Source organism: Flavobacterium sp. Arc3 (genome assembly GCF_041431375.1).
Classification (GTDB): Bacteria; Bacteroidota; Bacteroidia; order Flavobacteriales; family Flavobacteriaceae; genus Flavobacterium.
Map to the genome: position 1 here is coordinate 1 of NZ_JASMRI010000011.1, position 25,739 is coordinate 25,739.

The following is a 25,739-nucleotide window of genomic DNA, read 5'->3' on the forward strand; positions in this document are numbered from 1 at the left end:
ATATAATTTTCCAAGTCTTATTTTTTTCTGTAAATCTCGGGAATATTTAATTCCTCCCCAACTTTTGAGCTTGATCCTTTTTATGCAGCACTAAATTGGATAAATATCCTCAACAAACCAAAAAAATTTAGAACGGCATTTGATCACTTTGATTGTAAAATAGCCACTAACAATTCTGAGGGAAAAATTCAGCAACTACTTTATATGCAGGAATCATTTACAATAAACTAAAAGTATATTCTGCCGTTACAAACGCACTTTTCTTCATCAAAACCCAAGAATAATTTGGAAACTTTTCAAAATACATTTGGCTACTTACAATTGAAAAAAGAAACTCGCCAAAAAGACTAAAATACATCACTACCACTATCTCACTTTTTGATGCGATAAGCATAGCTTTAAAATAATAAAAATTAAAAACAGCGACTGATTAGTAAAAAAAACATTACATTTGTCTCTAACTTTAGGGGTGTCTACAACATTGTAGGCTGAGAATTACCCTCTGAACCTGATCTAGTTCATACTAGCGTAGGGAAAAGTAAGATGACTTCCGTGGTCCCATTTTGGGCACTTTGTAGCCATTCCTAAAGTATAACTATATACTAAATTCAACAGGAATGGAGCTAAAAATCAACAACCAAATCAAACAATTTCAAGCAGATGCCCTAAGCATTCAAAACCTGCTCGATATTGAATTTCCCCTAAAACAATCCGGCATTGCCGTCGCAATCAACAATACCGTTATTCCAAAATCCAACTGGAACGACCACCCCTTATCCCAATCTGACGAAATCTTAATTATTTCAGCAACCCAAGGAGGCTAATTAGACTGCTCGGGCGGGCTATTCGTTTCAAGTCCGCAGTTATAAACTGTAAAAAAACAGTCGCAACAAGAGCTTCCTACGGTCGCTTTCTTGCTCCTTGTTTCTATCAGTTTATCACTTTACGGGCTTTCCATTGCTATCCCTAGCAGGAGAAAGAAGATAGAACATAGAATAAAGAGCAAAGAAGCAAGAAAACAGAGAAAATCACAAACTCTGCAAACTAGAGAATCCGTGCAAATTCGTGTTTTCGCTTTTGCGAATCCGTTTCATCCGCGTTCCATTAAACACAAGTAACAACAAAATCAAAAATAAACTTTAAGACATTCGACTTTATAACTTTAAGACTCATAAAATGACAAACGAAGAAAAAATATCTAGAACCCCATTCCCCAATTCTATAAAAGTATATATCGATGGTACAATCCATCCGATAAAAGTAGCCATGCGCGAAATCTCACTTGCCGACACAAAAATGTCTAATGGTCGCATAGAGAAAAACCCGCCAGTAACAATCTACGACACATCTGGTCCGTTTACAGATCCTGATATCGAAATCGATATTCGAAAAGGATTGCCTCGCATCCGCGAACAATGGATACTAGACCGTAATGATGTAGAAGAATTGACAGAAATCAGCTCTGATTACGGAAAAGAGCGCCTGAATAACAAAAAACTAGACGAATTGCGATTTGAATATTTACACAAACCCATGCGCGCCAAAAAAGGTGCAAATGTTTCGCAATTATATTACGCAAAACAAGGCATCATAACTCCTGAAATGGAATACATCGCAATTCGCGAAAACCAGCGCATTGAGCAATTAGACAGTCAAACAAAAGCGATGCAATGCCAGCACCAAGGGCACAGCTGGGGAGCAAACACACCTAAAAGCAAAATCACAGCCGAGTTTGTTCGTAACGAAGTAGCCATTGGCCGCGCCATAATCCCGAACAACATCAATCATCCTGAAAGCGAGCCAATGATTGTAGGACGCAACTTTTTGGTCAAAATAAATGCTAACATCGGGAACAGCGCCGTAACCTCAACCATTGAAGAAGAAGTAGAAAAATCGGTTTGGGCTTGCCGTTGGGGCGCCGACACTATCATGGATTTATCAACAGGTAAAAACATTCACGAAACTAGGGAATGGATTATCCGCAATTCGCCAGTGCCTATTGGAACCGTCCCTATATACCAAGCACTAGAAAAAGTAAATGGAATTGCCGAGGATTTAACTTGGGAAGTTTTTCGTGATACTTTAATCGAACAAGCAGAACAAGGCGTCTCTTATTTCACCATTCACGCAGGAGTGCTGTTACGTTACATTCATTTAACTGCAGAACGCGTAACCGGAATCGTATCTCGTGGTGGTTCTATCATGGCCAAATGGTGTTTATTTCACCACAAGGAAAATTTTCTTTACACTCACTTTGAAGACATTTGCGAAATAATGAAACAGTACGACGTGGCTTTTTCCCTTGGAGATGGTTTACGTCCAGGTTCGATAGCTGATGCAAATGATGCTGCACAATTCGCTGAACTAGAAACTTTAGGTGAATTAGCAAAGATTGCGTGGAAACACGACGTACAAGTTTTCATTGAAGGTCCCGGACATGTACCCATGCACATGATAAAAGAAAACATGGAGAAACAATTAGAACATTGCAACGAAGCACCTTTTTACACTCTTGGACCATTAACTACTGATATCGCTCCTGGTTACGACCACATTACTTCGGCAATTGGCGCTGCAATGATTGGTTGGTACGGTTGCGCGATGCTGTGTTATGTTACCCCAAAAGAACACCTTGGCCTACCTAATAAAAAAGATGTAAAAGACGGTGTAATCACCTATAAAATTGCCGCTCATGCTGCCGATTTAGCTAAAGGTCATCCTGGTTCTCAATATCGTGACAACGCTTTGAGTAAAGCGCGTTTTGAGTTCCGTTGGGAAGACCAGTTTAATTTATCATTAGACCCCGATACCGCGAGAGAATTCCATGATGAAACGCTTCCTGCTGAAGGTGCCAAAGTTGCCCATTTTTGTTCTATGTGCGGACCAAAATTCTGCTCTATGAAAATATCTCAAGAAATACGTGATGTAGCCGAAGCCGAAAAAGGCATGAAGGAAAAATCAGAAGAGTTTATCGAGCAAGGGAAGGAAATTTATAGCTAAGCAAAAAAGAGAATAGAATAAAGATCAAAGAGACCAGATTATGATTGTAATCACAAACCCTATTTCAACACAAAATGAAACCAACACCATTCACGCTCTTTTTGAGTGTGGATTGGAGTTGCTTCATGTACGGAAACCCTATTTTTCCGAAGAGGAAATGAAGGTCTTTTTGTCGAAGGTTACAAAGGATTATAACTCTCGTTTGGTTTTGCATCAGCACCATCAATTAGCATTAGACTTCGGAATTAACCGAATCCATTTAACCGAAAGTACAAGAGCAACATGGAAATTGGATACAGAAAAAAAGCGAGATCAATTTATCAAATCGACATCGACTCATGTTATTTCTGATTTTAATCAATTAGATGATTGTTTTGAATACGCCTTTCTGAGTCCGATATATCAAAGTATCTCTAAACCAGACTACCAATCGAATTTTGATATAGAAAAAGCCATTAAAGATCGTACTAATTTTAATACCAAACTCTTTGCCTTGGGCGGAATCTCTCATAAAAATATAGAAAACACCTATCAATCCGGCTTTGATGATGTGGCGCTTTTAGGAATAATTTGGAATACGAACCAACCCATACAAAATTTTAAATTATGCCAGAAAATCGCCCATTTGTATTAAGTATCGCAGGTTTTGATCCTTCAGGAGGTGCAGGAGTTTTGGCTGACTGCAAAACTTTTGAGCAACATCAGGTTTATGGCCTTGCTGTTACCACAGCAAACACCATACAAACTGAAAACGAATTTTTTGAAATTCAGTGGACTTCGCTAGATTTTATTATAACATCCTTAGACAAGCTGTTTGATACATATAAAATAAAAGCGGTGAAAATTGGAATTACACCTTCGCTACCGTATTTAAATTCGGTTGTAATGCATATAAAAAAACTTTCGCCAACAACAAAAATCGTTTGGGACACCGTTCTGAAATCTTCGACTGCATTTGATTTTTTAGTCATTGAAAACCAAGAAATCCTAAAAAACATTTTGACTCAAATCGATCTAATTACACCCAATTATACTGAAATAATACAGTTATCTAACGAACCAACAACTGCCGAAAAAATAGCAAAAAACCTATCAGAACATTGTAATGTATTATTAAAAGGTGGCCATAATCCCACTGAGCAGGGAGTTGATTATTTATACATCAAAGACCGTTTTTTCAGACTCGAACGGCATCATAACAAAATATATGAAAAACATGGCTCTGGTTGTGTGCTGTCAGCATCGATTACAGCTAATCTCGCCAAGGACCAAAGCCTATTAAATGCATGTAAAAACGCCAAAATATATATTGAAAACTACTTATTATCTAACAATTCAAAATTAGGATATCATTATGCTTAACAAACTACAATACATCTCGCAGGGCAGAACCGTCGAAGAACAGGTTAAGAACATACATCAAGCTTTAGACAATGGATGCACCTGGGTGCAAATTCGGTTTAAAAATCATTTTTCTGACGATGCTTTTGCATTAGCGGAAGCCGCAAAAATTTTATGCGAAGAATACTTAGCCAATTTCATTATTAATGATAATGTATATCTCGCACAACAAATCGCCGCCGATGGTGTACATCTAGGATTAACCGACATGTCAATAAAAGACGCGCGCAGCATTCTTGGAGACACAAAAATTATTGGAGCCACTGCTAATACATTCGAAGACATTCAAAATCATGTTCAAAATGGCTGTGATTATATTGGTTTAGGCCCTTTTAAATTCACCACAACCAAGGAAAAACTGAGTCCGATTTTAGGTCTTGATGGCTATCACAACATTATGGCAAAAACACAAGAAAACGGATTAACAACGCCTGTTTATGCAATAGGCGGAATCACATTAGACGACGTTGAGCTGTTAATGCAAACTGGCATTTACGGGATTGCTGTTTCAGGATTAATAACCCATTCAACTAACCAGAAAAAAATAATCAAACAACTAAAAAACGACTTACATGGAAGCATCATTGTTTAAAATAGGTGATAAGATATTACGATCTCGTTTGTTTTTAGGAACGGGAAAGTTTGGTTCTAATCTACAAATGGAAGAGGCGATTTTAGCTTCAGGAAGCGAATTAGTTACGGTTGCTCTTAAAAGAATTGACCTTGAAACGGACACTGATGCCATCTTATCTTGTTTACAGCATCCAAACATCAATTTATTACCCAATACTTCGGGAGCAAGAAATGCCAAAGAAGCTGTTTTTGCTGCTCAATTAGCTAGAGAAGCATTAGAAACCAACTGGTTGAAACTTGAAATTCATCCCGATCCAAAATACTTGATGCCAGATGCTATTGAAACCTTAAAAGCAACAGAAGAGTTGACTAAACTTGGCTTCATTGTTTTACCGTACATTCATGCTGATCCTGTTTTATGTAAACGTTTAGAAGATGCAGGAACAGCCGCCGTGATGCCTTTGGGTTCGCCAATAGGTAGTAACAAAGGCTTGAAAACGATTGATTTTCTCGAAATTATAATCGAACAAAGTAAAGTCCCTGTAATTATCGATGCCGGAATTGGAGCCCCATCAGACGCTGCAAAAGCTATGGAACTGGGAGCAGATGCTGTTTTAGTAAATACAGCTATTGCAGTTGCTGGAAACCCCCGTTTAATGGCTGAAGCATTTAGAGAAGCGGTGATTGCTGGTAGAAAAGCATATGAAGCAAAGCTAGGACAGCAATATAAACATGCGATAGCTTCGAGTCCGTTGACCGCTTTTTTACACTAATAAAAATTAACCGCAAAGTCCACAACGCTTTGCGAACCTTGCGGTTAAAAACAACAAAATCTTGCGCGCTTTGCGCTTAAGCCTATGAACACATTTAAATCAGTCTTTAAACAATACGATTGGGAAACAATCCAAACAAAAATCTACCAGACGAACGCCAGAGAAGTAGAACAGTCACTCGCTAAAACCAGACGGAACTTAGATGACTTTTTAGCTTTGATCTCTCCCGCTGCTCAACCTTATCTAGAACAAATGGCGCAAGAATGTCATGAACTAACCAAGAAGCGTTTTGGGAAAACCATCCAAATGTATGCGCCTTTGTATTTAAGCAATGAATGCCAAAACATTTGCACTTATTGTGGTTTTAGTTTAGATAACAAAATCAAGCGAAAAACATTAATGGATTCTGAGATCAAGCAAGAAGTAGACGCTTTGAAAAACCTTGGTTTTGACCATGTTTTATTAGTCGCTGGAGAAGCTAATTATACGGTGAATATCAATTATTTCTTAAATGCGATTGAAGTTATTAAAAATGATTTTTCGACAATATCTGTTGAAGTGCAACCACTTTCACAAGATGAATACGAGCGATTACATGAAGCAGGTGTGTATTCAGTATTGGTGTATCAAGAAACCTATCATCAGGAAGTGTATAAAAAGTACCATACCAAAGGTAAGAAATCCAATTTTGATTTCCGTTTAGACACGCCAGACAGAATTGGTAAAGCTGGTATTCATAAAATAGGTTTGGGTGTTTTACTTGGACTTGAAGACTGGCGTACTGATAGTTTTTTTAATGCCTTGCATTTAGACTATTTACAAAAAACATATTGGCAAACGAAATACTCTGTTTCATTTCCACGCCTACGTCCCGCGGAAGGAACTGTTCCGCCCAACTTTATTATGGATGATAAAGACTTAACCCAGCTGATATGCGCTTACCGCTTATGGAATGAAGATTTGGAGATTTCGATTTCGACTCGGGAAAATGAGAAATTCAGAAACAACATTATTCCCATTGGAACGACGAGTATGAGTGCGGGTTCAAAAACTAATCCTGGTGGATATGTAGTCGATCCGCAATCACTAGAACAGTTTGAGATTAGCGACGAACGCTCAGTAGCTGAAATTGCACAAATGATAACGCAAAGTGGGTACGAACCGGTTTGGAAAGATTGGGACCGAAGCTACAAATGATTGTAGATTTTTAATTAACGAATTTTGATTGCAGATTGTTTGTGACAGCGGTCGTAGTGAAATATGATTCAAGAAAACCATGATAAGAAAACTAAAAAACACACTAACTACTTAAGTCCATTCACTAAGAACTATACACTTATGGACTTTTTTACTAAGGAATAACCAACTATTTACTAAGACCTAAACATGAGCATAATACAAGATTTTTTACGATACAACCGCCAAACGATGTTACCCGAAATTGGTGACGAGGGACAAGGAAAGCTTAAGAAAGCGAGAGTTTTAGTGATTGGTGCTGGCGGACTAGGCTGTCCCATTTTGCAATATATTGCCACGGCTGGCGTGGGGACTATTGGAATAGTTGACTTTGATATAATCGAAATTCACAACCTACATCGTCAAATTTTATACAATGAAGACCAAGTAGGATTACCAAAGACTACTACGGCAAAAGCTATGGTTGAGAAACTAAATCCGTTAATTGAAGTTATAGCCTTTGATGAGAAACTTACTTTGAATAATGCTTCACGAATCATCAGTCAATTTGACATTGTGATTGATGGTTCCGATAATTTTAGCACACGGTATTTGGTCAATGATACTTGTGTGGCTTTGGGCAAAACTTTAGTATATGGAAGTATCCTGGGTTTTGAAGGGCAGCTTGCTGTTTTCAATCATCAAGGAAGTAAAAATTTACGTGATTTATTTCCGGAACCGCCAAATCCTAAAGACGCTCCTAATTGTAGTTTTAATGGCGTGCTAGGGACCTTACCGGGAATGATTGGCACGATGATGGCGCATGAAACATTGAAATTAATCATCGGGTTGCCGAATTTAAGAAATGAACTGGTTTTATTTAAAACTTTAGATTGGAGTTTTACTAAACTAAAATTCTAAAACATCTTCAACGGATATGATTCCTAAATTTTGACATACTATATTTACATCAAATAAAATGGAGTTATTAACTTCTCTATAGGTATTTAATGTCCGTAAAGGTTCTTTTGTAACCACCCCTGTTTTTGGATTATTATTTACCATAATTCATCTACCGCAGGGTTTTACATTTTTAAACTGAACTTTTCCAATATAGGCACTTTTCAGAATTGGTCTTTTTTCAAAAATTTAATAAAATCGTCTCTCTCAATTTCGCGGCAACCTAAACTCTCTAAATGTGAATTATACACTTGACAGTCTAATAGTTTGTAGTCATTTTGCCGCAAGTGTTTTACCAAGGCAATAAAGGCTACTTTGGACGCATTTGAAACTTTTGAAAACATACTTTCACCGCAAAAAACATGACCTAGATCGATGCCGTATAAACCGCCGACTAATTCATTATTCTGCCAAACCTCTACTGACTTTGCTATTCCTAATTCGTTAAGTTTACAATACGCCTCAATCATGTCATTTGTAATCCAAGTTCCGTTTTGCCCGTCGCGTTCTATTTGTTGACAATTAGCTATTACATCTCTAAAATTTTGATTAAATGTTACTGTAAAAGTCTTTCGATTAAGGACATTTCGCATACTTTTTGAAACTACAAATTCATCTAGAAACAAAACCATTCGTAGATCAGGCGACCACCAAGTAATGGGCTCTCCATCTTCAAACCAGGGAAAAATTCCGCTACTATACGCTAATTGCAACCGTTGTGGTGATAAATCACCACCTAGCGCAATAATTCCGGAAGAATGCGTTAAAGTAACATCTGGAAAAAATAAATCTTGAGATAAATAATACATAAATTTGGCATTATAATTACAATGTAAAGGCTTATTTTTGATAAAACTACTTAATTTATAACAGCCCAGCCCTTTTTTTAATAAATTACCAAAATGAAAAAAACAACATTACTACTCCTTTTTATCCTAATGATTACACAAATGTATGGACAAAATGCGGATAGTTTAACGGTATCAAAAAAACTAACTTATAAGTCTTTTATTGTACCCGCTGCATTTATTACTACTGGTGTTATTTTATTGAACTCCGAATTAAATAATGATATTCAAACAAAAACAAATAATATTTTTGGTTCTGGATTTAGATCACAAGCAGATAATATATTCCCCCTAGTTCCTATTGGACAAATCTATTTAGGTAAATATCTAGGATTTAAACCCAAAACTGACTTTAAAAATCAAACTGTAAACATCGTACTTGCTAATACAGCGACTTTGGTTATCGTTGAAATAACTAAAAGCTTAGCCAAAAGAGAACGTCCGGACAAGTCTAATGATTTAAGTTTCCCATCTGGACATTCAGCTATTGCTTTTACAAACGCAACGCTTTTATATTACGAATATAAAGATTCTAATTTTTGGTACGCTAGTAGTGGCTTTCTATTTGCGGGAGCAACTGCAGCTTTTAGAATTGCAAACAACAAACACTTTGCTTCTGACGTGATTGCTGGAGCCGGAATAGGTCTAGCTTCTGGCATTATATTCTCGCATCTTAGTCCGCTAAAATCTATTAGAGTTTCTAAAAAATCAAAAACTACTGCTTTTATTTATCCGCAAGTAGGAAACCAAATAGGACTTGGCGCAATCATAAACGCTAATTTTTAAGCATAAAAAAAGCCTTGAAATTCAAGGCTTTTTAAACTTTATTTTATATTAAAAAGGCAAATCGTCTGGTTCGTCTTCATTTAAGTTTGTTGCTGGAGCAAAAGTTTGAGCAGTAGGCATAGGTGCTGAAGGCGCTTGAGGCTCAACTCCTGCTTTCTCAATTCTCCATCCTTGGATACTATTGAAATATTTAGTTTCTCCTTGTGGATTAACCCATTCTCTACCTCTTAAATTGATAGAAACCTTAACTGGCTCACCAACTGCGTAATTGTTTAACAAGTCACATTTGTCTTGAGTAAACTCAATCATAATATGTTGAGGATATTGTTCTTCTGTTGTAACAACTAACTCTCTCTTTTTAAATGCGGCACTAATTTGTTGTTCTGGATTAACAACTTTAATTTTTCCTGTAACTTCCATCTTCGTTATTTTAATTGTTATTTACTCTTGTTTTTTGGCCAAAAGTACTTTCCATGCGGTAAGAACATCGTCTTCATTTAGATACTTTTTAGCCTCTAAATGCAGCTTATCCTGGTCGTCAGAGCTTAAAACTCCCTTCACAGAAAAATTCTGTTTTACAAAGATACTAACTTCTTCTGGGGTAGGCAAGGCTTCTATGTTTCCTAATTTACCTAAATCATTTCCATCAAAAATATGGCTTTCCTTAACACGATGCGGAATGACATCTACTCCAATCCCAAGCGTTGATAAAGGCTTAGGCACTTCAAATAAACCTTGATTTGATCTCGAATACCAATTACCTCCTAGTCTGGAAACTAGATCAATTTTATACTGATCTATTGCTCCATTAGCATCTAAAACAGCTTCGTTAATATGAATTCGTACAACTTCACAGAGGATTAAATTTCCGGCACCACCCTCACTTCCTAATGGAATTATTTGAGTCACTTTACATTCAAATTGTACAGGTGACTCTTTTACCCGGTATGGCTTTACAATATCAGACTCCACTTGCGTTAATCCTGATTTTAAAAACTCATTTACACCATCGGCATATTCTGTGCTTGCAAGAGAAGTTTGCTGTACCATGTCAAAATTCACGACATTAATAACCACTTCTCCCGTTGCTTCACAATTAATTAAAGTGTGTTTAATTGAATTATCACGTACTCTTCTAGCCGGTGAAAATACCAGAATAGGGGGATTCGCACTAAAAACATTAAAAAAGCTGAACGGAGACAAATTTGGGTTTCCATTTTCGTCTACGGTGCTTGCAAAAGCTATTGGTCTAGGACCAACAGAACCTTGAAGATACCCTTGTAACTTTGCTGTTTCTATACTTTTTGGATCAATACTAATCATACTTTTTTATTTTCACTACATTAGTTCCTCGATTTACAAAAGTAAGTAAATGGTTTAAGTTTAAAAAGAGAGCGCGCCTTTATTTAATCCTCAAGAACAGTCCCACACAATATTTTTTTTCCTTTGTATTGAGAACTAAAATAATACTGTTTATATTTCGTTATATTTATCCCACAAAACCTCCTTTATGCAGTTTTCCGAAAGAAGAAACACGACCCGTTGGGTAATTATATTCGCTTCCTTTTTGATCATTTCATTGATTCTTTGGAACACCTATACCTTTTTTCAAATATTCAAAAATGAAGAACGATTAAAAATGAACCTTTGGGCAAAAGCTCAAAAAACACTGATTAACGCAGGTGAAAACACTGATGTTGAACTCCCTCTTCAAATCTTTAGTAACAACACTTCTATACCTATTATCCTTACAGAGCATGACAGCATTATAAACACTGTTAACATTGATGATGCAATTATAGAAAACAATACCAGAGCTGTCGCATTTTTATCAGATTTAAAAAACGAAAATGACCCTATTGTAATTGAATACGACCCTGGAAAATTTCAAAAGTTGTATTATGGAAATTCAGCATTACTCAATAAACTAAAATACTATCCTATAGCATTACTACTAATTATCGTATTGTTTACAGCCTTAGTTTATTATTTTTATCGAAGTACGAAAATAGCAACTCAAAACAAACTTTGGGCGGGAATGGCAAAAGAAACGGCCCATCAAATAGGCACACCACTTTCTTCTTTAATAGGCTGGGTCGAAATCTTAAAATCTGAAAACATTGACGAATCAACAACGATGGAAATCGAAAAAGACATCGACCGATTACAAACTATTACGGATCGATTCTCAAAAATTGGTTCAGAACCCATCTTAGAAAAGAAAGATATTGTAGACGAGACTTTTCAATCCTATAACTACCTTCAATCCCGATTTTCGAAACAAATTGAATTCACTTTCGAAGGTCCGAAATCACCCATTTTTGTTATGATTAACCCAACCTTGCACAGTTGGACCATTGAAAACCTAGTTAAAAATGCTATTGACGCTATGAAAGGAAGAGGCAAACTCTCTCTAAAAATAGAACAAGACCATGACTCCGTAAAAATAAGTGTGACTGATAGCGGGAATGGGATTCAGAAAAGTCAATTCAAAAGAGTCTTTGAACCAGGCTTTACCACTAAAAAAAGAGGATGGGGATTAGGATTATCTTTAACAAAGAGGATTGTGGAAGAATACCATAAAGGATCAATTAAAGTTTCCCGTTCTGAAATAGGAAAAGGAACAACAATGCAAATTTCTTATAAACTAAAATAATCAATCTCGCTCTTTAAAATTGTTCACCATTATTCTACTTCCAATGGAGAAAAAAAACAGACAAAACTAAATAAGATTTTTCATTTGAATTGTTCCATTAAAAAATACGGATTTCACTACCGTACACCTATTATAAAATTGGTATTACTTTGTGAAATCCGTGTACTTAAATTATAAGTTATTGTGAATGCTCTTGGCTAATTCTTCAAATTCGTCCTTAGTTAGGGAGACTTTGTTTTGAAAACGCATTTCATCCATCTCATTCAATGGAATCAAATGAACATGTGCATGAGGAACTTCCAGTCCTACAACTGCCATCCCCACCCTTTTGCACGGAACTGTTTTTTCTAATGCAATAGCCACTTTTCTTGCAAAATGCATTAATCCTAGATAATGGGCTTCGTCCATATCAAAAATCTTATCGACTTCAAACTTCGGGATACAAAGCGTATGCCCTTTCGCATTTGGATTTACATCCAAAAAAGCCAAATAATTATCGTCTTCCGCTATTTTATAACAAGGAATTTCTCCGTTTACAATTTTAGTGAATATTGAACTCATTTTTTAAGATTTTGATTATTATAACTGTTATTCTATGAACAAATACTAAAACTTAGCTAGTCACGAGAAATCTCCATTATTTCAAATTGAAGCACCCCATTTGGCACTGTAATTTCAGCAACATCGCCTACTTTTTTACCAAGAAGTCCTTTCCCAATAGGGGAAGTAACTGATATTTTTCCGGTTTTCAAATCGGCTTCACTTTCAGCAACAAGTCTATATTTCAATTCCATTCCGTTAGATTGGTTTTTGATTTTTACGTTAGATAAAACTAACACCTTAGAAACATCAAGATGTGTCTCGTCAATTAGTCGTGCATTAGAATGTACTTCTTCCAGCTTAGCGATTCTCATCTCCAGCATTCCCTGTGCTTCTTTTGCGGCATCGTACTCTGCATTTTCAGATAAATCACCTTTATCCCTAGCTTCAGCTATATCTGCAGATGCTTTTGGACGCATCACACTTTTTAAATAATCTAATTCTTCTCTCAATTTTTTTAATCCTTCTGCCGTATAGTAAGATATTGCGCTCATAGTTTCATCGTTTATGTAAATAGAAAAAATCCCATCAGGACGGGATTTCTTTCCACAAAGATACTTTTATTTTTTGTAGTCTATAATTATATGTTAATCATATTTAATTCAAAGTTAAATAAATTAAATTTGTTTCGCTAATACTTTCAATTTATTTTAGATAATGAAAAAACACCTTCTTTTACTTGTATTATTACCCTTCTTTTTTGGCTGTAGCGACAGTGGTTTTAACAATAAAAACCCTTATTTGCCTAACTATACATTTACTATAGATATCAACATGAATTTGCCTGCCTATTCAAATCTTCAATACCCTAGTAATGCAGTCTATTATTCTGGAGTAGGAATCAGGGGCATCTATATTTTCAATACTGGAAGTGGGTACAATGCATTTGATGCTGCCTGCCCTAATCAAACTTTAACATCTTGTTCTACTATGACCTTAAAAGGCATTAACCTAGTCTGTCCCTGCGATAATACAGAATACAGTTTATTTACCGGTTTAAGTCAAGCTGGATTGCAGTATCCTTTAAAGCAATATCGTGTTGAAGTCAACGGAAACGTATTGAGGATTTATAATTAACACAAAGGCCCGAAAGCAAAAACTTTCGGGCCTTTTAATATAGTAGAGATTTTTAATCTAAAACTTCAATGTCAATCCTACAAGGAAATTAATTCCTGCTTGAGGATAATACCCAGCTCCTTCAATAGTAGTAACTGCCGGAGGATTAGAATAATCATCATCATACGTATAAAAATACCCGTTTGAAATGTATTTGTAATCAAAAATATTATTTACTAATCCTGTTATCAAAATAGATTTAAAAACCGACTTAGGTTTGAACTCATAAGACACATTCAAATCGTTTACAAAATAAGATTTCAGTTTAGATCCATCAGAATCTATATTTCCCATGTATTGCTCACCAACAAACTTAGAGAAAAACGTTATTTGAAAATCTTTTACCGGTAAAAAAGTAATAGCATTCCCAACAATAACATCTGGAGAATAGGCAATATTTGTATTTCCTAATGCAGTTAAAACTCCGTCTCTTGTAAAAAAGAAATCTTTATTCTTATTGGTACTTAAAGTCATATTAGGTCTAATCAACAAATTGTCTAGCACTGCAATTGTAGCATCCAGCTCAAGACCCAAACGGTAACTATCTCCGCTATTTTTACGTACAGGCGCGCCTACATCATCTAACGCTCCTGTAAGAATCAATTGATCTTTGTATGCCATATAATACACATTAGCGTTAAATTTTACTTTCTCAGTAGCATGACGCAATCCCAATTCAAAATCATTTAGTTTTTCAGGCTTTGGACTTCCGTTTTCATAATCAGTTCTATTTGGTTCGCGATTGGCACGAGCATAAGAAAAATACAAGGCATTGTTAGTATTGATTTCAAAATTCAAGCCTGCCTTAGGATTAAAAAAGTTAAAGTTATCATTGACAATTCCGGTTTCGGCTCCATTAGCTTTATAGTGTACGTTTCTCAACTGCAAATCGCCAAAAAGACTTAGCTTATCTGCTATTTGATAGTTTGCTTTTGCAAAAACATTTCCGTCAGTCTTTGTCGCTGCATCACCATAATAACGGTCTCCTAATTCAGATGTTGAGGCATATCTAGCCCAAATTACTTTACCAAAATGAGTTCCTTCATATTTATTATAACCTCCGCCAACAATCACATCTAATTTTTCGCTTTTATAATTAGCAGAGAAAGTCGTTCCGTAAAAATCATTATCCAACCATTTTTGACGAACTAAATCTGTTCTGTTAATTGTAGTTCCGTCAATCACAATAGGAGTAAATCCATAAGCTGAGAATTTTGCGTTCTCTTTATAATTTTCATAATAACCATTCCCTTTGGTATAATGAAAAGCTAAATTAGTATTCCAATTTGTTGACACCTTTTCACTCCAGTGCAATTGATAATGATCTTGCTGGTAGTTATCAGTTTCGTTATCATAAAAACGAGTTTCACCAAACTCATCTGTATACATTCCAGCAGTATTAAAAGTTCGGTCATTTTTGAGCACATCTAAATCTTCTAAACCATTCCATGATTGATACGTTTTTTCTGTACCTCCAAAAGCCAGTGCTTTAATCAAAGTCGTTTTACCTACATATGTTCCTTGTAAAAAATACGATTTCAAGTCGGAACTAGCGCGATCAATGTATCCATCAGACTTCAAAGCAGAAAGACGCCCTGCTAATTCAAAATGATCATCAATTAAACCCGTACTGAACTTTACGGTATGCTTCCGCGTATTAAAACTTCCAAAAGAATTTGATATTTCTCCATTACTTTCTTTAGCATAACTATCCGTAAGCATGTTTAGGCTTGCGCCAAAAGCACCAGATCCATTCGTTGATGTTCCTACACCGCGTTGCAGTTGCAGACTCTCAACAGAGGAAGCAAAGTCGGGCATGTTTACCCAATACGTTCCATGACTTTCTGAGTCGTTATAAGGAATCCCGTTGATGGTAACATTAACACGCGTAGCGTCGCTACCACGCACACGAATTCCGGTATAACCAACACCATTTCCAGCATCGGATGTAGTGACCACTGACGGCAAATAATTCATTAAAATAGGAATGTCTTGTCCTAAATTTCGAGATTTAATATCCTTTTTGTCCAAATTACTAAAACTAACCGGCGTTTTTGTAGTAACACGCACTGCCGAAACCAGCACCTCATCTAGTTGATTAACGGAGGTAGTATCTTTAACTTGTGAATAAGAAAATAGAGAAAAGAAGATGGAGAAAAGAGTAAATAAAAATGTCTTGCGATTTGCATTTTTTTGCAACTTTGAGACTTTGCAACTTTGAGACTTTGCAACTTTGTAACCAATAATTGTATTCATCTGTAAATAAGATTACAAATAAAAGGGGGAATTATTCTTTTTTTTAATTAATAAATGATTGTTTCCTACGGCAAAATAATAGCGTGCACTCTATAATTGTGTCGTTTTTTCCCTTAGCAACATTACTCGCTCAGGTTCGTTGGGTATGATCTCAGCTCGTTATTTAGAGCACCCCTTTGAGACGGGGCAAAGGTAACCCGAAAAAGAATAAAAATCAAACAACAAATTAAAAATTAATAATATCCTCTTTAAATGTTAAAAATTGATTTAAATTTGGAATCTCATTTTAGCTATTTGCAATTATTCTTTTTAAGTCAAGTCCTTTTAGTGGTTTATTAATATATTCTTTAACAAACGGATAAATCATAGTTTTTTCCTTGTCTTCATCAGAAATGGAACTGGTAACAATAATAACTTTTAAATTATGAGAAAATGAATTTAAATTTTCTAAAAATTGGAACCCATCCATAACTGGCATGTTTAGATCTAATAAAATAACCGTATTTTCTAAATCCCTTACATTATGATGGATAAAATTAAAAGCCACGTCTGATCTATCATAACTCACAATTGAAGAGGAATCAAAATGCTTTTTAATTTCAAACTCAATTAAAAACAACATGATTTTATCGTCGTCGATCAATATAAAATTTGGTTTTTCCATAGTTAAAAATCTATTTTCACGATAGTTCCTTTACCAACTTCGCTTTCAATTTGTATTTTCCCATTATAATTCTCAACAATTAGCTTTGTTAGATACAATCCAATTCCGCTTCCCGTCTTCTCATGATGGAAACGCTTAAATGGTTTAAAAAGTTTGCCTTTTTGAAAATTAGAGTCAAATCCTATCCCATTATCTTTTATGATAATCGAACTAACTCCATTATTCATTTGACTACTAACCTCAATAAAAGGTACTATCTCTCCATCCTCTGACGCATACTTAATTGCATTACTTACTACATTTAATAGCATACTTTTTAAATGGACTTTTGAAATTAAAAAAGTTGGACATTCAGAGAAATCTGATTTTATCTCTATTTTCTTTTCATCGATAAGAAATTTAAGTTGTAAAATCACATTATCGAATACCTCTTTAATATCTTGTTCTTTGACTCTTTGCTTTGAAAAACTTTCTTTTTGTTTGACAATAGTCGTCAAACTATCTATGGTGTTTTTCATCAATTCGACACTAGTACTTGCGTTGTCAATTAATAAAGAAGTCAACTCAGGATCTTTGTCCTCTTGTTTCAAAAGGTCCAACAATCCCTCTAAATTAGTTAAAGGACTCCTGAGATCATGAGACGCAATCAAAGTAACTTGTTTTAGTTCATTATTATTTTCAATTAGCTTTTCATCAGCTATTCTCCTTTTTTTCAATTCTAGCGATAGTTTTTGATTCTTTTCAAATAAGTTTTTACCAGCTCGATCTAGAATCTTATTAAATATTAATGAAAGAATTATAATCATCAAAATTGAAATTATAATCAAAGAGCTAATGCTTTTCTTCAAATCATTAAAATGAATTGAATTGTCATGTAGAACAAATACATGACCAAACTCTGTTTCATCAAAATCGATCAGTGGTATTGATTTTGACAAATAGTCAATACCATTCAAGTTTATAGAAGTTACTGAATCTGATACAATCTTTGTTTCGATAATATCCTTATTGATTTTAGTGTTTTTAGGAAGTGTTGACCACTCTAAAAACAAATTGTTTTTTCCCTTTTTAAAAAGGCCAAACTTTTTAATTTTATCTTTATTTGATTTTAAGTTGGATGCATTTACTTTAGCAAAAAAAAGAAAATCCATGTGAGTTTGCTTAGCAGTCTCTTGTAATATTCTATAAAAATCTTTACCCACAACGATATAACCCACTACCTTTTGAGCCGTATCACGTACAGGCACAATTACTTTTAAACTCACATTTGAATAAGTTCCTGAACCGATATGATAGAAACTCGTTCTAGTTGCAACCGCTTTTTGATATATAGATTGTTGCGTTACTTTTTGTCCATATTCATCCGGGCGATGACTTCTAAATCTAACAATTCCATCATCAGAAATAAAATTTAATAAATCAGGCTTTAAATCTAAATTTGCATTATTATAATACGACTTTGAGACTTTTTGAAATAAATCAAGGTCATTCATTTTAAAAGCTTCAATCAAAGAATCATTTGTACTCAAACGACCAATATACAAACGCAGACTTAGTGCGTCAGACTGAACTTTATCTTTCAGCATCGTGTCAATATTTTCATATTCAAACGAAACTTCTTTTTGTATTACTTTTTTATGCAATACATAAATACTAAAAAGCGAAACACCAATAAATACAAAGGCAAACAAGAAAAAAGGAATGAAAATCGATTTTTTTAGGCTCTTAATGCTTAATAACTTACTTAATACTTCCTTCAATTTTCTTTTCATTTCTATATTTTATATGCTAGGAATGCAATTAACCTGTTCAACTATAAATTCTTAATTGCATTTTGAAAAAGAAAAAATTTGTACTGTTTCTTTTTTTATATTTCTACTTTAATCTTAATTATTCAAACATTTTTTGACTTGATGCTTTCTACCATTATTAATCAATATTTGGTTTCCTACGATTTTGCTTTACTTGAGATACGTTCTTTTTATTTTTAATCCTTTTGCGTATCGCTGATTTAGGAATTCTAGTCGCTTTTCTAATTTTAGGAACCTCCAAGCCTTTTTTAATGACTTCCAAAAAACGTTTAGTGACTATTTCTTTGTTCCTAAACTGGCTCCGGTCTTCGTCGCAATTTAAAATTAAAACAAAATCAGTTGTTAATCTCGAAGACAAATTCACTTTCAGCAATTCTTTTTCTTCCTCGTTTAATCCTTGCGAATGTTCCACATCAAAAGTCAAAACAACTTTAGAAGATACTTTGTTTACGTTTTGTCCTCCAGCACCGCTGCTGCGAACTGCTTTATAATTAACTTCGCTTAAAGTTTTCTGAATATCCATTTGGATTTAATTTAATGCAAATTATTCTTGGTGTGCATTTTTCAGCAAATCATTTACCGTTTTTACTGGATTAAAAGTTAGCAAAGGAACTTCTATAAAAATACTTAACCAATTAGCCATAGCACCATTCCATAGTCCTGGCAATTCATAGCCTCTAATATTTATTCCAGAACTAGTTTTCTTGACTAAAAACCCACTATTATGGTCAATATATAGCGTCAAATCAAACTTTTCGTTCTTATAATTCTTGGTTCCGCATACTAAATCAACTGGATTAAAATGAGTCGCACTATTCAAAATACTATTTTGTTTACTATCGTTTAAATCTATCTGCGAGGTTTCTACTATTTGCAATGAAACATTATTATTCTCATCCTCTATCCAGAACGGTCCTCCGCCAGCTTCTCCTTCGTTTTTAACCATTCCGCATACGCGCATTGGCCTATCTAAAGCCATTGTAATAGCAGCAATCTTATTTTCGAATGTAACAGAATCAAAATTTTCAGGCAATTTCACATTTAGCTTATCATTTAGAAAAGCAACTATTTCATCTACTTTATTAGCATCAATTGTACCAGAGTCAATTGCATTAAGGTATTCAAAAACTTGATTTTGCATCTCTAATAAAACCCCTGCCAAGCCTTTTTTATACAAGGCAATTTCATCATTATTATGCAAGATTACATTATCAATATTCTTTATAAAAATAACATCTGCGTCTAGCGAATTTAGATTTTCAATTAAAGCACCGTGTCCTCCTGGTCTAAAAACTAAATTCCCTTTATCGTTTCTAAAAATAGCGTTGTTTTCCTCTACCGCAATAGTATCAGTACTTTTTTTCTGATAAGAATACTCAATATCAACACTGTTTTTTGTCTCTAGTTCTACCCTTTCTAAAGTGCTTTTAATGATTTTTTGAAAGTGAGACTGATGCTCCTTTGAAACTGTAAAATGAAGATTAGATTTTCCGTTTGAACTAGCGTAGTAACCGCATTCATACAAATGTTCTTCTATCGGAGACGCGTTATTGGCGTAATATTTATGAAAAGGTAAGATTCCCTTTGGCTTATTAGCGAAATCAAAATACTCAGGATCTAGAAGCATTTTTATAAAATAATAGTTTTTATAATCTCTCTCTAGAATATTAAAATTGGGGTACACCGTTCTTAATTTTTCATGAACTCTATCAAAAAAAGCAAATTTATCCATACCCACAATAAACACCGCCAAATCTGTATCTTTTTTTCTGTTGACATAGGCGTTTATGGTCTCTTCTCCTAATTTAAACTCAGACAAAAAGACTAGTAAAAACTTAAACATTCTACTAGCAGCTCCTGAGGCAGGAACAAATTTTAGCAACTTATATTTTGATTTCTCTTCATCGAAAAAAGCGCCCTTTTCTGCAAATTCTTTCTCAGTAAATTTCACAATTCCGTTATCAAATGTTGCTGCCGACAGCAGTTTCATTTTAGGGATACCGTTCTTAAAAATCGCTAACTGACGTTTTATGTTTTCAATTGGAATTCCATACTCATAAATTTGAACAAAATCGAGCGAAGACAAACCCATTTCTTTGGCCTTTGCCAAATCATCAATAATTGAGATTGCTTTTTGCAGTCGGAGGTCCTTATCTCCAGAAAGTGTTATAAATGGTTTGTTGTTTTCGATCAGTGATTTTTTAAACAACCCAAAAACAATATCTCGCCCCTCAGCCCTATCTCTTAAATCATCTTTCTCCCACGGCACATCAATATCTGTAAGAAAAAACAAATCATACTCATGTTCCTGAGCAGCCTTGTCTAACAATGGGTCACAGTAGTTGTAATATACTTCTGAAAAAACCTTAGTCACCATCAAATTTGTATCGCAAAACAAATACTTATTAGCAACTGACTGGCCTTCATTTTCTAATTTAGTTTGGCCATAAGCAATGGGTAGCATATCATCTACATCACAAATCTGCTGCTTTTCATTCCATTTTTCTTGCAAATAGTTCCGTGCAAATTCAGGAACCCAAGCCGTTTTATAGTGATTGGCAAGTTGTATCGCTAAAGTTGTTTTTCCTGTGCTTTCCGGTCCAAACATTGCAATTTTTATAATTGCAGATTGCTCTTGTTTAAGATTTTTCTCCATTCTAAATAGGCTGAAATAGCTAAAATTGTAAAAATTAAATATTGTAACGATAACATCCCTAGTCCGCGGTAGGCGTATAAAGGTGTTACTATTATATCCCCAATAATCCAGAGGGTCCAGTTTTCTATTTTTTTATTGGCCATATACCACATTCCTGTAAAAAATATTCCGGAGGCTATAATGTCAATATAATTATCTGTGTTTATTTTATAATCGAAAACTTTATAAATACCGAAAACTACAAAAATTGTAATAAAAAACAGCCCTAATCCAATTATTTTTTCTTTCTTATTTGTTCTTGTAATCGGTAGATTGTCACCGTCTTTTACTTTTCTCGACCATTTATACCACCCATAAATGCTCATAATTGTAAAATACCCGTTAATCATCATATCCCCAAGATAGCCCGCTATAAAAAGAAGATATACGGAAATTATCGTTGCAATTAGACCCGTAGGATAAACTAAAATATTTTCTTGTCTGGCAAACCACACGCTTAAAATTCCAAATACAAAGGCGATAAACTCCAGTATAATATGGGTTAAAGAAACATCTTTGTATGCATTTAAAAAAAAATCTATCATTATTTACTTTCAATTTGGTGTTGTTCAGCCACTTCAAAGAAATCGACATTTCTTTCAAAGGCAGTTCCTATGACTACTAAATCAGCTCCAGAATCATAGGCGTTTTGAATTCCGAGTAAATCTACAATTCCACCACCAACAATTAAAGGTATTTCAGTGTTTTTAGAAATTAAATCAATCATTTTTACGGGAACTGCCTGTTTTGCACCACTGCCTGCTTCAAGATAGATCAATTTATTACCTAACATTTCGCCTGCCTGGGCCGTCGCCAGCACCAAATCAAGATTATCTCTATCCAAGGGTTTTGTTTTACTTATTCGTTCTACTGCAGTTTCATTTCCGCCATCTATTAAAATATAGCCCGTGGGAATTATCTCAAGTTGGGTTTGTTTTAAAATGGGTGCCGCTTTTACATGATGCCCTATTAAATAATCTGAATTCCTTCCTGAGATAAGAGACAGGAATAAAATCGCATCGGCTTCTTTAGATATTTGGGATGGATTGCCTGGAAAAAGTACCATGGGCAAAATACAATTTTGCCTAATTTCAAGAATCAATTCATCTATCCTATTAGATTCTACCAAGCTTCCCCCAATGAAAACATGAGTCGCTGGCGATTGATTAATTTTATTTATTAAATTGTCTAAATTTTCCCAAACAACCTTGTCTGGGTCTAGCAGAATCGCTAATAGTTTCTTTTTATTAGTCCTACAGTTTAGTATTTCTTGATATATCTTGTTGTTATTTTGCATCAGACTGTAAAAATAGCGGTTTTTATTTGAATGTTTAAACACATTTTACAAGACATTGTAGTCAAAGTTATTTCTTCAATACCTGACCAAAATCATAAAACACGGTTTTTTATAAAACTATCTTTGTAAAAATAAATTACAAGTTTGGCATTTGTCACTAAATAAACTAATATGAATATTGCTCCTAAAGACATTACTAGCCGAGAAGACCTTGCGCTTTTAGTGAATACTTTTTACGATAAAATAAGAGCAGACGAGGAGATTAATTTTTTCTTTAATGAAATGATTGAAGATTGGGACGAACATCTAGAGAAACTAACTAATTTTTGGGAGATGAATCTCTTTGGTGGTAAAATGTACAAAGGGGATCCTTTAAAAGCTCATGTTAAAGTTGATGCCCATTTTGGTGGTAAAATAGGACCTAACGAATTTGGGATCTGGTTGAATTATTGGACACAAACGCTAGACGAACTTTTTGAAGGCGAAAACGTTGAAATCCTAAAACGTAGAGCCCGAAAAATGGGGACCTTTATCTATATGGGTATGTTTAATAGTAGAAGTTAGGGTAATTTTTATTTAACATATAAGCCATATAAGTTTAGTAGCTTTACGTGGCTTTGCTACTTTATTGATGTTTAAAATAATTTAAACATTTAAGAAATATAAGCTCATATAAGTTTTATGGAAATTAGAATTTTGAAAAGCGTAGCTATATTCTCTTTTTTCTAACCTCTAAAGTCTATTTTCTAACTTCTATTCTTTTCCTCTAAAGCATAAACAAGTCCGAAACCTTCAATTTCTTCATAAAACAATTCGTAATCCACAACTATACCCTCAAAATGAAGCTCTGCTTTTCCTTTTAGATCATCTAATTGAAATGCTGCAACCTTAATATGGTCTTTAAAACTGATCCCTTTTTCATTTCGGATTTTAAAAATAGCTTCTTTTGCTCCCCAAATCACGGTAAGCTTTTTGACATAGGCTTCTAAATCATTTTCATCCAAATAGCTATATTCCTCATCAACAAACTTGTGCGCAATACGGGTGATTTTTGGGCGCTGCAATTCGATGTCGATTCCTACGGTTTCGTTGCTCACTATAATGGCCGAAAAATTATGGGAATGCGTTATAGAAATGTACTTTTCGTCATTGAGATGTGGTTTCCCAAATTCATCATAATACAAATCAAAATCAGTATAACCGGCAGTTTGCAATAGTTTGCGAACACTGAGAAAACCCCGCTGATGCAATTCAGATTTCATTCCTTCAAGGCGAATGCAGTTTTTATCGTTTAGCTGAACTTCGTTGTTTAATTGCTCAAATGATTCAGTGATTTTCCAAACGAAAATTTGTGTTGCAGAATTAAAGTGTATCGTTTTGAATAATGGCATGTTACGTACTTGATTTTATAGCCCCGATGGAAACGGCATCCTTTTTATCCTGAATTTTCTTCAGGATAAAAAGATATAGTGGACAGCGGGATTAGCTCCTAAAAATAAAATCTAGGTTAATTTACAATTTATTTTATTGATTTATAAAAGATTACACTCCTAAACAATTCATAAATAGGAAGGAATGTTTTTATAATCATAAGTTATTGCGTAATTTTGCAAAAAAATTTATAATTACAAATATACTATAAATGAGTACTACAACTATGCCTTTTGTGGCTTTCAAAGTAAAAGACATTTCTCTAGCAGCCTGGGGAAGAAAAGAAATTGAATTAGCTGAAGCTGAAATGCCTGGTTTAATGGCACTTCGCTCTGAATATAAAGACGAACAACCACTTGCTGGTTCTCGTATTGCTGGATGTTTACACATGACAATCCAAACTGCAGTTTTAATCGAGACTTTAATCGCTCTTGGTGCTGAAGTTACTTGGTCTTCTTGTAACATTTTCTCTACTCAAGATCAAGCTGCTGCTGCTATGGCTGCTGCTGGAATTCAAGTTTACGCTTGGAAAGGTCTTAATGAAGTTGATTTTGACTGGTGTATCGAGCAAACTCTTTTCTTTGGTGAAGACAGAAAACCATTGAACATGATTCTTGATGATGGTGGAGATTTGACTAACATGGTTATCGACCGTTACCCAGAATTAGTTGCTGGAATCAAAGGTTTATCTGAAGAGACTACAACTGGTGTTCACAGACTTTACGAAAGAGTAAAAGCGGGAACTTTACCAATGCCTGCAATCAATGTTAATGACTCGGTTACTAAATCGAAATTTGACAACAAATACGGTTGTAAAGAATCTGCAGTTGATGCAGTTCGTCGTGCAACTGATATTATGCTTGCTGGTAAAAGAGTTGTTGTATGTGGATACGGTGACGTAGGAAAAGGTACTGCTGCTTCTTTTAGAGGTGCTGGATCTATCGTTACAGTTACTGAAATCGATCCTATTTGTGCTTTACAAGCTGCAATGGACGGTTTTGAAGTTAAAAAATTAAACACTGTTGTAGGTAATGCTGATATCATCATCACAACTACTGGAAATAAAGATATCGTTCTTGGTTCTCACTTTGAGCAAATGAAAGATAAAACTATCGTTTGTAACATCGGTCACTTTGATAATGAAATTGCAGTTGCTTGGTTAAACACTAACCACGGAGCTTCTAAAGTTGAAATCAAACCTCAGGTTGATAAATATACTATTGACGGTAAAGACATCATCCTTTTGGCTGAAGGTCGCTTAGTGAACCTTGGTTGCGCTACAGGTCACCCAAGTTTTGTAATGAGTAACTCATTTACAAACCAAACTCTAGCTCAAATCGAATTGTGGAAAAACAGCGCAAATTACGATAATGACGTATACATGTTACCAAAACACTTAGACGAGAAAGTAGCAATGCTTCACTTGGCTAAATTAGGAGTTGAATTGGAAACTTTACGTGATGATCAAGCTGCTTACATTGGAGTTCCAGTTGACGGTCCATTCAAACCAGAATATTACAGATACTAAATGATTGTAGATCGCTGAATGGCGATTTATGATTTCAGATTTATAGAAACCCTTGCAGGAAACTGAACTAAATTCAGTTTGAATGTGAGGGTTTTTTTTATGTAATTTTAAAAAATTTATTGTATTGTGCTAGGTTTGTTTGTAATATTTAAATTTATAACATTTCTG

28 protein-coding genes and 1 riboswitch are annotated in these 25,739 nt (G+C 34.7%); of the genes, 14 read left to right on the forward strand and 14 right to left on the reverse strand.

The window, feature by feature from the left end:
• The first annotated feature begins 42 nt into the window (after positions 1-42).
• Positions 43-231 (forward strand): DNA-3-methyladenine glycosylase I, encoded by a 189-nt coding sequence (locus QO200_RS09530; protein ID WP_371539489.1) that lies wholly within the window; start codon positions 43-45, stop codon positions 229-231.
• Here QO200_RS09530 and QO200_RS09535 read toward each other — a convergent pair.
• Positions 218-394: a hypothetical protein gene (locus QO200_RS09535; RefSeq protein WP_371539122.1), complete on the reverse strand. Its 177-nt coding sequence runs from the start codon at positions 392-394 to the stop codon at positions 218-220. The genes QO200_RS09530 and QO200_RS09535 overlap by 14 nt on opposite strands.
• A gap of 61 nt (positions 395-455) precedes the next feature.
• Positions 456-552: riboswitch (TPP riboswitch) on the forward strand.
• A 65-nt stretch (positions 553-617) separates the two neighbouring features.
• Between QO200_RS09535 and thiS the strand changes: the two genes are divergently transcribed.
• The 8 genes from thiS (at position 618) to QO200_RS09575 (ending at position 7,844) form a co-directional block, all read left to right on the forward strand.
• Complete coding sequence (gene thiS / locus QO200_RS09540) at positions 618-824, forward strand: sulfur carrier protein ThiS (RefSeq protein WP_371539125.1); 207 nt, start codon at positions 618-620, stop codon at positions 822-824.
• A gap of 352 nt (positions 825-1,176) precedes the next feature.
• Complete coding sequence (thiC, locus tag QO200_RS09545; protein WP_371539128.1) at positions 1,177-3,000, forward strand: phosphomethylpyrimidine synthase ThiC; 1,824 nt, start codon at positions 1,177-1,179, stop codon at positions 2,998-3,000.
• Between the two features lie 40 nt (positions 3,001-3,040).
• Positions 3,041-3,634 carry a thiamine phosphate synthase gene (locus tag QO200_RS09550; protein ID WP_371539130.1) on the forward strand — a complete coding sequence of 198 codons (594 nt, stop codon included), beginning with the start codon at positions 3,041-3,043 and terminating at the stop codon, positions 3,632-3,634.
• Positions 3,607-4,362: a hydroxymethylpyrimidine/phosphomethylpyrimidine kinase gene (locus QO200_RS09555; protein ID WP_371539132.1), complete on the forward strand. Its 756-nt coding sequence runs from the start codon at positions 3,607-3,609 to the stop codon at positions 4,360-4,362. The genes QO200_RS09550 and QO200_RS09555 overlap by 28 nt, the downstream gene beginning before the upstream one ends.
• On the forward strand, positions 4,355-4,993 hold the full coding sequence (locus QO200_RS09560) for a thiamine phosphate synthase (protein ID WP_371539134.1): 639 nt from the start codon (positions 4,355-4,357) through the stop codon (positions 4,991-4,993). Before QO200_RS09555 ends, QO200_RS09560 begins: the two co-directional genes overlap by 8 nt.
• On the forward strand, positions 4,974-5,747 hold the full coding sequence (locus QO200_RS09565) for a thiazole synthase (protein ID WP_371539136.1): 774 nt from the start codon (positions 4,974-4,976) through the stop codon (positions 5,745-5,747). Before QO200_RS09560 ends, QO200_RS09565 begins: the two co-directional genes overlap by 20 nt.
• An 84-nt stretch (positions 5,748-5,831) precedes the next feature.
• The gene (gene thiH / locus QO200_RS09570) at positions 5,832-6,944 is read left to right on the forward strand and encodes a 2-iminoacetate synthase ThiH (protein ID WP_371539139.1); all 1,113 of its coding nucleotides are present in this window, start codon (positions 5,832-5,834) and stop codon (positions 6,942-6,944) included.
• A gap of 189 nt (positions 6,945-7,133) precedes the next feature.
• Complete coding sequence (locus QO200_RS09575) at positions 7,134-7,844, forward strand: ThiF family adenylyltransferase (protein WP_371539141.1); 711 nt, start codon at positions 7,134-7,136, stop codon at positions 7,842-7,844.
• Positions 7,845-8,047: 203 nt separating this feature from the next.
• On the opposite strand, the gene aat is transcribed toward QO200_RS09575, so the two are convergent.
• Complete coding sequence (gene aat / locus QO200_RS09580) at positions 8,048-8,692, reverse strand: leucyl/phenylalanyl-tRNA--protein transferase (protein ID WP_371539143.1); 645 nt, start codon at positions 8,690-8,692, stop codon at positions 8,048-8,050.
• Positions 8,693-8,785: 93 nt separating this feature from the next.
• Here aat and QO200_RS09585 point away from each other — a divergent pair, with 93 nt between their 5' ends.
• Positions 8,786-9,517, forward strand: coding sequence for a phosphatase PAP2 family protein (locus tag QO200_RS09585; RefSeq protein WP_371539146.1), 732 nt, complete (start codon positions 8,786-8,788; stop codon positions 9,515-9,517).
• 48 nt (positions 9,518-9,565) lie between these two features.
• Here the strand turns inward: QO200_RS09585 and QO200_RS09590 are convergent, their stop codons facing one another.
• Entirely contained in the window at positions 9,566-9,937 is a 372-nt protein-coding gene (locus tag QO200_RS09590) for a DUF3127 domain-containing protein (protein ID WP_091083051.1), read from the reverse strand.
• Positions 9,938-9,958: 21 nt separating this feature from the next.
• On the reverse strand, positions 9,959-10,840 hold the full coding sequence (locus tag QO200_RS09595; RefSeq protein ID WP_371539149.1) for a flavin reductase family protein: 882 nt from the start codon (positions 10,838-10,840) through the stop codon (positions 9,959-9,961).
• Between the two features lie 187 nt (positions 10,841-11,027).
• Here QO200_RS09595 and QO200_RS09600 point away from each other — a divergent pair, with 187 nt between their 5' ends.
• Positions 11,028-12,173 (forward strand): PAS domain-containing sensor histidine kinase, encoded by a 1,146-nt coding sequence (locus tag QO200_RS09600; RefSeq protein ID WP_371539150.1) that lies wholly within the window; start codon positions 11,028-11,030, stop codon positions 12,171-12,173.
• Between the two features lie 171 nt (positions 12,174-12,344).
• Here the strand turns inward: QO200_RS09600 and QO200_RS09605 are convergent, their stop codons facing one another.
• Entirely contained in the window at positions 12,345-12,734 is a 390-nt protein-coding gene (locus QO200_RS09605; protein WP_371539153.1) for an HIT family protein, read from the reverse strand.
• A 56-nt stretch (positions 12,735-12,790) separates the two neighbouring features.
• The gene (greA, locus tag QO200_RS09610) at positions 12,791-13,267 is read right to left on the reverse strand and encodes a transcription elongation factor GreA (RefSeq protein ID WP_371539155.1); all 477 of its coding nucleotides are present in this window, start codon (positions 13,265-13,267) and stop codon (positions 12,791-12,793) included.
• A 163-nt stretch (positions 13,268-13,430) separates the two neighbouring features.
• Between greA and QO200_RS09615 the strand changes: the two genes are divergently transcribed.
• The gene (locus QO200_RS09615) at positions 13,431-13,850 is read left to right on the forward strand and encodes a Rieske (2Fe-2S) protein (protein WP_371539158.1); all 420 of its coding nucleotides are present in this window, start codon (positions 13,431-13,433) and stop codon (positions 13,848-13,850) included.
• Positions 13,851-13,907: 57 nt separating this feature from the next.
• On the opposite strand, the gene QO200_RS09620 is transcribed toward QO200_RS09615, so the two are convergent.
• The 7 genes from QO200_RS09620 to QO200_RS09650 form a co-directional block, all read right to left on the reverse strand.
• Positions 13,908-16,145 (reverse strand): TonB-dependent receptor, encoded by a 2,238-nt coding sequence (locus QO200_RS09620; RefSeq protein ID WP_371539160.1) that lies wholly within the window; start codon positions 16,143-16,145, stop codon positions 13,908-13,910.
• Positions 16,146-16,431: 286 nt separating this feature from the next.
• Positions 16,432-16,809 carry a response regulator gene (locus QO200_RS09625; protein WP_371539163.1) on the reverse strand — a complete coding sequence of 126 codons (378 nt, stop codon included), beginning with the start codon at positions 16,807-16,809 and terminating at the stop codon, positions 16,432-16,434.
• Positions 16,810-16,811: 2 nt separating this feature from the next.
• The gene (locus QO200_RS09630) at positions 16,812-18,581 is read right to left on the reverse strand and encodes an ATP-binding protein (protein WP_371539165.1); all 1,770 of its coding nucleotides are present in this window, start codon (positions 18,579-18,581) and stop codon (positions 16,812-16,814) included.
• Between the two features lie 157 nt (positions 18,582-18,738).
• Positions 18,739-19,143 (reverse strand): alternative ribosome rescue aminoacyl-tRNA hydrolase ArfB, encoded by a 405-nt coding sequence (gene arfB, locus QO200_RS09635; RefSeq protein WP_371539167.1) that lies wholly within the window; start codon positions 19,141-19,143, stop codon positions 18,739-18,741.
• Positions 19,144-19,164: 21 nt separating this feature from the next.
• Entirely contained in the window at positions 19,165-21,276 is a 2,112-nt protein-coding gene (locus QO200_RS09640; protein WP_371539170.1) for a DUF4301 family protein, read from the reverse strand.
• A complete protein-coding gene (pnuC, locus tag QO200_RS09645) occupies positions 21,237-21,860 on the reverse strand; it encodes a nicotinamide riboside transporter PnuC (protein ID WP_371539173.1) in 624 nt (207 codons plus the stop codon). Before pnuC ends, QO200_RS09640 begins: the two co-directional genes overlap by 40 nt.
• Positions 21,860-22,612 carry a geranylgeranylglyceryl/heptaprenylglyceryl phosphate synthase gene (locus QO200_RS09650; protein ID WP_371539492.1) on the reverse strand — a complete coding sequence of 251 codons (753 nt, stop codon included), beginning with the start codon at positions 22,610-22,612 and terminating at the stop codon, positions 21,860-21,862. The genes pnuC and QO200_RS09650 overlap by 1 nt, the downstream gene beginning before the upstream one ends.
• Before the next feature lie 171 nt (positions 22,613-22,783).
• Between QO200_RS09650 and QO200_RS09655 the strand changes: the two genes are divergently transcribed.
• Positions 22,784-23,176 (forward strand): group III truncated hemoglobin, encoded by a 393-nt coding sequence (locus QO200_RS09655; protein WP_371539176.1) that lies wholly within the window; start codon positions 22,784-22,786, stop codon positions 23,174-23,176.
• 182 nt (positions 23,177-23,358) lie between these two features.
• On the opposite strand, the gene QO200_RS09660 is transcribed toward QO200_RS09655, so the two are convergent.
• Positions 23,359-24,003 (reverse strand): 4'-phosphopantetheinyl transferase superfamily protein, encoded by a 645-nt coding sequence (locus tag QO200_RS09660; protein WP_371539178.1) that lies wholly within the window; start codon positions 24,001-24,003, stop codon positions 23,359-23,361.
• A 251-nt stretch (positions 24,004-24,254) separates the two neighbouring features.
• On the opposite strand from QO200_RS09660, the gene ahcY reads away from it, so the two are divergent.
• Positions 24,255-25,571: an adenosylhomocysteinase gene (gene ahcY, locus QO200_RS09665; RefSeq protein ID WP_091082992.1), complete on the forward strand. Its 1,317-nt coding sequence runs from the start codon at positions 24,255-24,257 to the stop codon at positions 25,569-25,571.
• Positions 25,572-25,739: the final 168 nt, after the last annotated feature.

Bases quoted from the DNA above. Each gene is read 5' to 3' on its own strand.
- QO200_RS09550 (WP_371539130.1), top strand. From the start codon at position 3,041: ATGATTGTAATCACAAACCCTATTTCAACACAAAATGAAACCAACACC.
- QO200_RS09600 (WP_371539150.1), top strand. From the start codon at position 11,028: ATGCAGTTTTCCGAAAGAAGAAACACGACCCGTTGGGTAATTATATTC.
- thiH (WP_371539139.1), top strand. From the start codon at position 5,832: ATGAACACATTTAAATCAGTCTTTAAACAATACGATTGGGAAACAATC.
- QO200_RS09660 (WP_371539178.1), bottom strand. From the start codon at position 24,003: ATGCCATTATTCAAAACGATACACTTTAATTCTGCAACACAAATTTTC.
- thiC (WP_371539128.1), top strand. From the start codon at position 1,177: ATGACAAACGAAGAAAAAATATCTAGAACCCCATTCCCCAATTCTATA.
- QO200_RS09620 (WP_371539160.1), bottom strand. From the start codon at position 16,145: ATGAATACAATTATTGGTTACAAAGTTGCAAAGTCTCAAAGTTGCAAA.
- QO200_RS09655 (WP_371539176.1), top strand. From the start codon at position 22,784: ATGAATATTGCTCCTAAAGACATTACTAGCCGAGAAGACCTTGCGCTT.
- ahcY (WP_091082992.1), top strand. From the start codon at position 24,255: ATGAGTACTACAACTATGCCTTTTGTGGCTTTCAAAGTAAAAGACATT.
- thiS (WP_371539125.1), top strand. From the start codon at position 618: ATGGAGCTAAAAATCAACAACCAAATCAAACAATTTCAAGCAGATGCC.
- QO200_RS09595 (WP_371539149.1), bottom strand. From the start codon at position 10,840: ATGATTAGTATTGATCCAAAAAGTATAGAAACAGCAAAGTTACAAGGG.
- greA (WP_371539155.1), bottom strand. From the start codon at position 13,267: ATGAGCGCAATATCTTACTATACGGCAGAAGGATTAAAAAAATTGAGA.
- QO200_RS09625 (WP_371539163.1), bottom strand. From the start codon at position 16,809: ATGGAAAAACCAAATTTTATATTGATCGACGACGATAAAATCATGTTG.
- aat (WP_371539143.1), bottom strand. From the start codon at position 8,692: ATGTATTATTTATCTCAAGATTTATTTTTTCCAGATGTTACTTTAACG.
- QO200_RS09630 (WP_371539165.1), bottom strand. From the start codon at position 18,581: ATGAAAAGAAAATTGAAGGAAGTATTAAGTAAGTTATTAAGCATTAAG.
- QO200_RS09590 (WP_091083051.1), bottom strand. From the start codon at position 9,937: ATGGAAGTTACAGGAAAAATTAAAGTTGTTAATCCAGAACAACAAATT.
- QO200_RS09640 (WP_371539170.1), bottom strand. From the start codon at position 21,276: ATGGAGAAAAATCTTAAACAAGAGCAATCTGCAATTATAAAAATTGCA.
- QO200_RS09575 (WP_371539141.1), top strand. From the start codon at position 7,134: ATGAGCATAATACAAGATTTTTTACGATACAACCGCCAAACGATGTTA.
- pnuC (WP_371539173.1), bottom strand. From the start codon at position 21,860: ATGATAGATTTTTTTTTAAATGCATACAAAGATGTTTCTTTAACCCAT.
- QO200_RS09560 (WP_371539134.1), top strand. From the start codon at position 4,355: ATGCTTAACAAACTACAATACATCTCGCAGGGCAGAACCGTCGAAGAA.
- QO200_RS09535 (WP_371539122.1), bottom strand. From the start codon at position 394: ATGCTTATCGCATCAAAAAGTGAGATAGTGGTAGTGATGTATTTTAGT.
- QO200_RS09650 (WP_371539492.1), bottom strand. From the start codon at position 22,612: ATGCAAAATAACAACAAGATATATCAAGAAATACTAAACTGTAGGACT.
- QO200_RS09585 (WP_371539146.1), top strand. From the start codon at position 8,786: ATGAAAAAAACAACATTACTACTCCTTTTTATCCTAATGATTACACAA.
- arfB (WP_371539167.1), bottom strand. From the start codon at position 19,143: ATGGATATTCAGAAAACTTTAAGCGAAGTTAATTATAAAGCAGTTCGC.
- QO200_RS09605 (WP_371539153.1), bottom strand. From the start codon at position 12,734: ATGAGTTCAATATTCACTAAAATTGTAAACGGAGAAATTCCTTGTTAT.
- QO200_RS09565 (WP_371539136.1), top strand. From the start codon at position 4,974: ATGGAAGCATCATTGTTTAAAATAGGTGATAAGATATTACGATCTCGT.
- QO200_RS09615 (WP_371539158.1), top strand. From the start codon at position 13,431: ATGAAAAAACACCTTCTTTTACTTGTATTATTACCCTTCTTTTTTGGC.
- QO200_RS09555 (WP_371539132.1), top strand. From the start codon at position 3,607: ATGCCAGAAAATCGCCCATTTGTATTAAGTATCGCAGGTTTTGATCCT.